The sequence below is a fragment of the Bradyrhizobium sp. KZN70725 genome (assembly GCF_055264925.1).
In genome coordinates this window covers 90,346-97,916 of sequence record NZ_JBUYWT010000030.1, presented here as the reverse complement: position 1 = coordinate 97,916, position 7,571 = coordinate 90,346, and the positions used below count along the sequence as shown (strand labels likewise).

At 61.1% G+C, this 7,571-nt stretch carries 5 protein-coding genes; 3 read left to right on the top strand and 2 right to left on the bottom strand.

Translation table 11 applies throughout. The features are described from left to right. Positions 1-421 precede the first annotated feature (421 nt). Positions 422-2,854 (top strand): type IA DNA topoisomerase, encoded by a 2,433-nt coding sequence (locus ACZBJS_RS25925; protein ID WP_316398195.1) that lies wholly within the window; start codon positions 422-424, stop codon positions 2,852-2,854. A 231-nt stretch (positions 2,855-3,085) separates the two neighbouring features. Here the strand turns inward: ACZBJS_RS25925 and ACZBJS_RS25920 are convergent, their stop codons facing one another. Both ACZBJS_RS25920 and ACZBJS_RS25915 read right to left on the bottom strand, forming a co-directional pair. Next, entirely contained in the window at positions 3,086-3,340 is a 255-nt protein-coding gene (locus ACZBJS_RS25920) for a DUF1330 domain-containing protein (RefSeq protein ID WP_316398194.1), read from the bottom strand. Between the two features lie 33 nt (positions 3,341-3,373). Beyond that, entirely contained in the window at positions 3,374-4,231 is an 858-nt protein-coding gene (locus ACZBJS_RS25915; RefSeq protein WP_316398193.1) for a c-type cytochrome, read from the bottom strand. Between the two features lie 520 nt (positions 4,232-4,751). On the opposite strand from ACZBJS_RS25915, the gene ACZBJS_RS25910 reads away from it, so the two are divergent. Together ACZBJS_RS25910 and ACZBJS_RS25905 are read left to right on the top strand one after the other, a co-directional pair. Continuing rightward, entirely contained in the window at positions 4,752-5,204 is a 453-nt protein-coding gene (locus ACZBJS_RS25910) for a (2Fe-2S)-binding protein (RefSeq protein WP_316398192.1), read from the top strand. Between the two features lies 1 nt (position 5,205). After that, entirely contained in the window at positions 5,206-7,521 is a 2,316-nt protein-coding gene (locus ACZBJS_RS25905; protein ID WP_463439452.1) for a xanthine dehydrogenase family protein molybdopterin-binding subunit, read from the top strand. Positions 7,522-7,571 lie beyond the last annotated feature (50 nt).

Sequence of the window (7,571 nt, the reverse complement as noted above, 5' to 3'; positions counted from 1 at the left end):
TATCGCATGCTCGGCCCTCTGTGTCTCGACAATCAGAAAAGACCGATTTGCCTCGGTCCTGCCGAGCATGCACCGCGACACAGTGAATCATTCCCCGGACACCCCTGCGCTCTCTGGGGCGACCGCAAGGCGTTGGCGCAGCAGCTCGACAGTAATACCGCGCCTCACTTCTGATACCGATGCGTCATCTCGACGATGCGCCGTCCCGCAGCCACCGCTGCGGCATGCTCTTGAGAGAAATTCAGCCGGATACAGTTCGGATAAGCCCGGACGAATAGCATGCGGCTGTGGCAGATGCGTTCGCGCCCGCCACCTCATTGTGCCTATAGACAGGGTGGAAAGGTAGAGTTGCCAAAGGCGGCTTGCGAGGTAGCTCTGTTCACTATATGTTCCGACACGTATCCTGACCAAAAAGCGCATCATGGCTGACCAAATCGTCATCACGGAGAAATCAAGCCAGGCGAAAGACGTCCGCGCAGCCGTTGGTTCTCGCTACGGAAACGTTCTCCCGGCCGAGGGTCATTTGTTCGACCTGCTCGAACCGGAAGATGTGGTGCCGGAATGGAAGCGCTGGTCACCGACCCTGCTTCGGCCGGAAGGTCTTTACGGTACGCGGGCGGCAGAGGGCGGCAATAAAGCCGCCAAGCTCAAAGCCATTCGCGAAGCCCTGCGGACCGCCAAGCAGGTTTGGCTCGCCACAGACTGCGACCGGGAAGGTCAGCTTATCGGTCAGGAAATTCTCGAGCATTACAGTTACCGCGGCCGCGTCCTGCGGGTGCTGTTCACTGCGCAGGACGCGCAGACCATCCGTGACGCTTTCGACCGGGCAAAACCCAATGCCGAATATGCCAGGCTTTACGCCGCGGCCGTCGCGCGCCGGCAGGCGGACCAGATCTATAACCTGTCGCTCACCCGCACCGCGACCGTCATCCTGGGTCAAGGCGCTCGGCGGGTGATCGGGGTTGGTCGCGTGAAGACGCCGACGTTGGCGATTGTCTGCAAGCGCGAACTGGAAATCCGTAACTTCGTGCCAATTGCCTATTTTGAGGTTGTTGCGACCGCAAAGGTTGCCGGAGGGCAATTCCAGGTGCGCCACGCGCCGCAGGAGCGGATTGTCCGGCGCGAGGTTGCGCAGGATGTCGTCAATGCGGCTCGGGGCTTCGAGGGGGCGCTTGCCGTGCGCGTCGAAGACAAGCGGCAGGGCCCGCCCAAGCTGCACGATTTGCCGTCGCTGCAGAAACTATGTGGCTCGCGCTTCGGCTGGCCGGCCAACAAAACGCTCGAGGTGGCGCAGCAACTCTATGACGGTCAGGGCAAGAAGATCATCACCTATCCACGTGCGGAGGTACGCTACCTGCCGCAGAGCTTGATATCGGACGTGCCGAAGATCGTGGCCGGACTGCAGGTAGGCCAATCGTTCAGCGTAATCCCCGTGCCTGAGCCGCCGATGATCCGCAAGGGTGCTGGCGGCAGTTTCTACGATAAGGGACTGGAGGGCGCGAGCCATCACGCTGTCATTCCCAACGTCAACACGATCGACAAGGTGCGCGAGGTCTGGCCCCGTTTGTCGTCCGATGAGAAGAACCTGTTTGACGTCATCTCGCGGGCCTATCTGGCCGCGTTGATGCCCGATTTTCATTATCGGCAGACAACCGCGTTTCTTGACGTGCGCGGCTTCGAATTCCGGGCCTCCGGCCGCCAGCCCATCGAACTCGGCTGGCGCGCGGCATTCCCGGACTGGCAGCCCGCCGACGAAAAAGGCGACGAAGCACAATTGCTTCCGGCGCTGCGTAACGGGGAGACCGCACAACTGCAGGATCCAAAAATTGAGGACAAGGAGACCCGGCCACCTTCGCGTTACAACGAAGGCACTCTGATCGATGCGATGCAAAACGCCTGGCGCTTCATCGACGACGAGGTTCTTCGGGAACGCCTGAAGGAAGCCAAGGGTATCGGCACGCCGGCGACCCGAGCAGAGATCATCGGTGGGCTCAAGAAACAGAGCCTTCTGATCACCCAGGGGAAGCACATCGTGCCGACCGAGATCGGCCTCTCACTGTTCGAGGTTTTGAGACAGGCCGACCCGGCGCTTGTCGACCCCGGTCTAACCGCGCAATTGGAGTGTTTGCTGGACGATGTCGTTGTGGGCAAGCAGGAGATGGTTGGTGCCATCGATGCCGTGTGCGATGTCGCCCAGCGCATCATCGGCAAGTTGAAGGAGGGTGCGGCGGCCGGAGGGCTACCCTCGTTGGGTGTTGCGGTCGGCGACGGCGTTGCGGCGTATCCGCCTACGCCTGCAATGAAGCGCTTTGCCGACGGCATCATCCGGCAGAAGGGCATCAAGCCTCCGCCCGGCTACAAGACATCAATATCGATCTGCCGCAAATTCCTCAGCGAACACGCGCCGAAGAAAGCCAACAGTGAAACGCCTGGGACGCATGAACCCAAGGCGGTTAGCCCGGCGCAATTAATGTACGCTAAAAAAATTGCACAGGAGAAAGGTGTTGTCATTCCGGACGAGGCCAAGGCCAATTCGGCCGCTATGTCCGTATGGATTGCATCGAACCGGGACACGAAGCGGCGGAAACACCGTCGCAAGACCGCCTACAAGTCGACAAAATCAATTGCGCCCGGATCGATGGCGTCGAAGAAGATATCCCGGACTCGCAAAGCTACTGCTGCGGCCGCCGCATTGGCGATCGAACAGGCCAAGTCCGTAAAGGGGACGCCGCTACGGATTCCTTATGGCAACAAGGATGTCGCTCTGAAACTTGGCGCCCGCTATGGCTCGGGCGGATGGTATGCCCCGCCAGGAGTTGATCTTGCCGCATTTGGCGAGCGCGGCTGGCTATAACGATCGGCGGCTATAGCGTGCGTTGGAGAACGCATCGGCACAACGCGGTTCCACCGGGCAAAAAAGTAGAACCCTCTCCCCGCTAAGACGATGCTCGATGCTGGTCGGATCTCTGCCTTGTGCTGCCAACAGTGGACCATGCTCCGCAGCAGATTACGCAATATTCGATCAAGGGTCGGCGCGGTCCTCGACATGCCCTGCTGCATTGGCCGGCCATTTATCAGCCTACTACTAGGGCGCGCCCTCGATCGTGATGATGATGCGGAACGCGCCGTACTTCTCACCGACGGCGCGGGCCCGCATGCATTCCGGGGAGCGGCGCCATTCCATGAGTTGATCGATGCTGTCCCACTGGACGAGGACGACGCGCCGCCCCTTCGGCGGTTCGCCGTTGATCGAAATCCCGTTTCCGCCCGCGAGGTAGCGCCCACCGTAAGTCTTGACGCTGTCACGTGCCAACGGCGCGAATTCCTTCGCAAATCCCATCGTCGCTAACCGTAATCGAGTTTTACGATTTACTTAGCGTTTGCTGCTTCCGCCCTCCGTTGCTCGGCTCTTCCTATCCGCCATGTGACCCAAATATGCCAAGATCAGCCTGAGTTCCTCATCGCTCAGGTCCTGTTCGGCAAAGCTGGGCATCCGCTGCTCGGGCCAAACCCGTACCGAGCGCGGATCTCGGATCAGCGCGCGCAAACCGGCATCGGTGAAGTACTCCGTCGGATTCATCGGCAAATTCAGATCGGGGCCAGCCGACGCCGATCCTGCCTGGTTCATCGTATGGCATGTGAAGCATTTGTTCACGAAGATGGTTTGCCCGTCTCGCGCCGGATGGAGCGCAGGGAGCACGGGATCAACCGCGAGCGAGGGCCACCGCTTGGCTGGCGCGTCTTGCACCGACAAACTGACAACTTGGTAGGGCCACTTCATGATTGGGACGGATGATGCTTGATCGCCGAGCCATACGATATAGAAGGGGCCTGCGCTCTTATCCTTACCTGGAATTGGCGGCCACGGCGTGTCGGCGACTTCGATTGCCATATACGCGACGATGCCGTCATTGGCGTAGACCAGATCGCGAGGGAGTTGCGTCACGAAGCCGTCTTGCGCTGCCACTTCCACCACGGCGTCGGGCGGAATGGCAACTCCTTCAAGTAATTTCGCGAGCGCCACGGCTCGATACGTCCGAGGAGTACGGTACGCCACATCACGCGACGTGGTGATCTCGACGACATCCGTGCGCGCAAGCAGCGCGTCCCGATCGAAGATAAGGACGCCGCCATCGGCTGACACCGTCAACGTTGGACCAGCTGCCCAAACCGATGTTGGCATTGTGAAGGCAACCAGCGGGAAAGCTAACGTGACAGCGAGCCTGATCATCGTTATAGGCATATCCGAAGCGTCCCTCGAACGCGGCAATGGGTAGACGCACAATGCGACTATCGCAAAGTTACACCTATTCCCAACTCCCTCCAGCAGCGAAGCCGACTTAAAATGAAACGCCGCCAATTCAGGCGCCGAAAATGCGCGACCCCAGACGAATGAAAAACTCAAAGCAATGGCCGGGTCATGCGGGTCACTGCGTAAGGGCTCTTGACCAAAAGCACGCCGTTCGAGGAGGCCCAGCTCTGTCTAAATACGAGGGCAAACAAGGCGTTGTGAAGCCTATTCGCTCCGCTTTGTGATAGCTTGCCGGATGTCCATACCTTGAACAAAGCGAAAGCAAAATAGGAGGATGGGCGCGACACACATAATCAATCAGATCCTACGGTGCAGTCTGCGGTTTCTCAGCGAGGGCAGTTTTGCCTGAGACCGTGCAAGGGATCTCCCAGAAAAGATTTTCTTGCTCACCTCGAAAACACGCTCATGACGGCTCCTGTAGGAAGAGGGAGAGACGATCATGATCAAGGTGAAGATTAACGGCCAGGAACAGAACTGGGATGGCGATCCCGCTCTTCCGCTGCTCTGGTTTATCCGTGACGAGGTCGGGCTGACCGGCACCAAGTTCGGCTGTGGCCAGGCGCTGTGCGGCTCATGCACCGTCATCGTCGACAAGCAGGCGGTGCGCGCCTGCATCACCTCCGTGTCCGACGTCAGCGGACGCGAGGTCACCACCATCGAGGGCTTGCACCCGACCGGCGATCACCCGGTGCAAAAGGCCTGGCGCCAGCTCAACGTGCCGCAATGCGGCTTTTGCCAGACCGGCCAGATCATGCAGGCGGCGGCGCTGTTGATGGATAATCCAAAGCCGTCGCACAAACAGATCCGCGAATCTCTCTCCGGCAATATCTGTCGCTGTGGCTGCTATCAGCGGATCGAGAACGCGGTCCATCTCGCATCGACGGGAGTGTGACATGAATATCTTCACTTATCCGAACAAGCTTCGTGGCTTTGAGAAACACATCAAGGTCGAGAACGTTTCGCGTCGCAGCATCCTGAAAGGCCTCGGCCTCGCCGGCGGTTTCGTGCTCGCCGCGCCTGTCATGATGCGCCCGAGCTTTGCCTACGAGACCGGCGCCAGCAAGATGCCGCACGGCACTGTGGTTGACCCGCGCGTGTTCGTATCGATCGCACCTGATGGCATCGTCACGATCGTCGCGCACCGCGCTGAGATGGGAACCGGCGTGCGCACCAGCCTGCCCATGATTGTCGCCGAAGAACTGGAAGCCGACTGGAAGCGGGTCCGCGTCCAGCAGGCCCATGGCGACGAGGTCAAGTACGGCAACCAGGATACCGACGGCTCGCGCAGCACGCGGCACTATCTGATGCCGATGCGCCAGATTGGCGCCTCCGCCCGCACGATGCTTGAGCAGGCCGCGGCAAAACGCTGGGGCGTGCCCGCGACCGAGGTGAAAGCTTCCAACCACGAGGTCATCCACAGCGCGAGCGGGCGCAAGCTCGGCTTTGGCGAACTGGCCGCCGATGCCGCGAAGGAATCGGTGCCCAGCATCGAAGGCTTGAAGCTGAAGGATCCAAAGGATTTCCGCTACCTCGGCAAGGGTGAGATCGGAATCGTCGACCTGCACGACATCACCACCGGCGCTGCGCGTTACGGCGCCGACGTGCGGCTGCCCGGCATGAAGTATGCCGTGATCGCGCGGCCACCGGTCACCGGCGGCAAGGTGGTGTCGTTCGATGGGTCGGAAGCAATGAAGGTTTCCGGCGTCGAGAAGGTCATGGAGGTCAAGGGCTGGCCGTGGCCGTCCAAATTCCAGCCGCTCGGTGGCGTCGCCGTGATCGCGCGCAACACCGGCGCGGCGATCAAGGGCCGCGATGCGCTGAAAATCACCTGGGATGACGGCGCCAACGCCAAATACGACTCGGTCGCCTATCGGGCCGAGCTGGAGGAGGCGGCTCGGAAGCCCGGCTTGGTGGTGCGCAAGGAAGGCGACGTCGAGGCCGCGTTGAAGGGCGCCGACAAGGTGATCATCGGCGAGTACTACCTGCCGCATCTTGCCCACGTCGCCATGGAGCCGCCGGTCGCGGTCGCCGACGTCAAGGGCGACAAGGCCGAGATCTGGGCGCCGGCGCAAAGCGCCGGCGGAACACGCGAAGACGCGGCCAAGACGCTGGACATTCCCGAGGAGAACGTGACCGTCAATGTCACGCTGCTCGGCGGCGGCTTTGGGCGCAAGTCGAAATGCGATTTCGCGCTCGAGGCTGCGCTGCTCTCCAAGGAGCTCGCCGCGCCGGTCAAGGTGCAGTGGACGCGGGAAGACGACATTCGCAACGGTTTCCTGCACACCGTCTCGGTCGAGCGGATCGAGGCGGGCCTCGATAAGGGCGGCAAGGTAATCGCCTGGCGGCATCGCAGCGTCGCGCCCAGCATCGCCTCGACCTTTGCCGCCCAAACAGTGCACCAGGCACCGTTCGAACTCGGCATGGGGCTGGTCGACATGCCCTTCGAGATCGCCAACGTCCAGTGCGAGAACCCGGAGGCGGCCGCGCATACCCGAATCGGCTGGTTCCGCTCGGTGTCCAACATCCCGCACGCCTTTGCGGTGCAGTCCATGGTCGCCGAGATCGCGCAAGCGACCAATCGCGACCCGAAGGAGATGCTGCTGGAGCTGATCGGCGCGCCAAGAATCCTCAACCTCACCTCAGTGAAGGATCTGTGGAACTATGGCGAGCCGTATGACAGCTATCCGATCGACACCGGACGGCTGCGCAAGGTGGTCGAGCTGGTAGCCGACAAAGGTGGCTGGGGCCGGTCCGTACCTAAGGGAAATGGACTCGGCATTGCGGCGCACCGCAGCTTCGTCAGCTATATCGCGACCATTGTCGAGGTAGCCGTCGACGAAAAGGGCAAGCTGACCGTGCCGCGGGTCGATACCGCCGTTGATTGCGGGACCTACGTCAACCCGGAGCGGATCCAGTCGCAGATCGAGGGCGCCGCGATCATGGGGCTCAGTCTCGCCAAACATGGCGCGATCACCTTCAAGGACGGCCGGGTGCAGCAGGGCAATTACGACGACTTCCCGGTGATCCGGATCGACGAATCCCCTGCGGTAACCAACGTCTATATCGTACCGCCCGGACCCGACACGCCGCCGAGCGGCGTCGGCGAACCTGGCGTGCCGCCGTTCGCGCCGGCCCTGATCAACGCGATCTTCGCTGCAACCGGCAAGCGCATCCGCGCCCTCCCGATCGGCAAGCAGCTGGAGACGTGAGGCGGAACGCAAGATCGTATGGACCGTTTCATTGTTCTGAACAGGAGATG